Raw genomic sequence first — 1381 nt, 5'->3', positions numbered from 1 at the left:
ACCACCGGACTTCAACGGAACCCGCACACCCTCCGGACCCCGATGCGCCACCACACTGAACACACCCGGAACGCCCGCACCCGACGCGAACGCCTCCACCACTACCTGCGCCTCACCACCCGACAAGAAGCCCGCACCCACCACACCCCCCAACCCATCCCGCAACACCACACGCTTAACGCCCCTCGAAGGGACAGCAGCAAGGGCAACAGCACCGGAGGAGATGTCGGTATCGGCCTCGAAGTCGTATTCGACATCGGTGTCCGAGAAGTCCTCGTCGGCCGAGTCGACAGCTTCGTCCCCCGGGCGCACCGCCCTCCGGTAGAACCCGTTCTCCAGGACGGATCGCCTGCCGGTGACGTGGTGCATGGTCACCACCTGGTCTGCGGCCCAGACCGTCGCCGGGAAGCCGTCCACCTCCTCGAACGCCCCCACCAGGTAGGACGCCAACGGGTGACCACCGCTCGCCGGGGTCTGGTTGATCGAGCAGACGGTGGCGACCTTCTGCTCACCCTGTGGATGAGACACCGAGCGATAGACCGAGTTCCGCGTCAACACCTGCGCCGCGGCCTCCGACGGCAGGTCCAACTCATCACCCAGTTGGTGCGGGCGACGGGTGCGCAGCCGGACGGCGACGCTGTTCGGCTGACCGTGCACGGTGATGTACCACGGTGGCACCGGGCCCTTCAACCACTTCATGGGCAACTTCTCGTAGCCGCGCACCACGGCACCGTCGACGTCCCTCTGCCCGACGACTTTCCTGACGTAGCGCTTGAAACCGAAGGCGGCCTCACGCCGGTGCGAGATCTGCATGCCCAGCACATCTCTGAAGGACGACGGGTGGAGCTGCCCGTTGAGACGTCCCGTGCCCGCTTCGAACATCGGGTAGGTCACGATGTCATCCGGACTCAGCACGACCCGTTCGGCCGTCCGGAAACCGTCACCCTCGACCGCGATCCGCCCGTTGTTGAGCAGCACCAGGCGCCCCGCCGGCCAGTGCACCCGCCGCAGGTAGCCACCGACCAGCATCCCCGCGCCGAAGCCCGCCGGCTCGACCGACTCACCACTCAACGAGGCGAACACGAAATCCACGTCCGGGGAGAAGCCTGTGCTCTTCCTGAACAGGAGGCTGTCGCTCAGGGCGTCGACCAACCCATCCAGGGAGAGGACCAGACCCGCTCCGTCCGAACGCGTCGCCAGGTACCGCTCCCCATGCCGCGTGACCAGGACCGACAACGGCTGCGGACCCGTCGACCACGGTGAATCCTCGAACCGCTGGGTCGTCGTGTTCCAGAACCACCTGGTCGTCTCGGGAGTGGCGTTCTGCGCCCACCGCCGCGCACGCTCGACCTCGGCGTCATCACCGGCGGCCCGCACCACC

General features: G+C 67.2%; 1 protein-coding gene. It reads right to left on the bottom strand.

Annotated features, from left to right (window positions below):
- The coding region (locus AB0G02_RS40400; RefSeq protein ID WP_360805889.1) for a hypothetical protein at window positions 1-1152 on the bottom strand (1152 nt) is incomplete at its 3' end.
- Between the last annotated feature and the right edge of the window lie 229 nt (window positions 1153-1381).

It is taken from the genome of Actinosynnema sp. NPDC023658 (assembly GCF_040639995.1).
Classification (GTDB): Bacteria; Actinomycetota; Actinomycetes; order Mycobacteriales; family Pseudonocardiaceae; genus Actinosynnema.
This window is presented reverse-complemented; position numbering and strand designations above follow the sequence as displayed.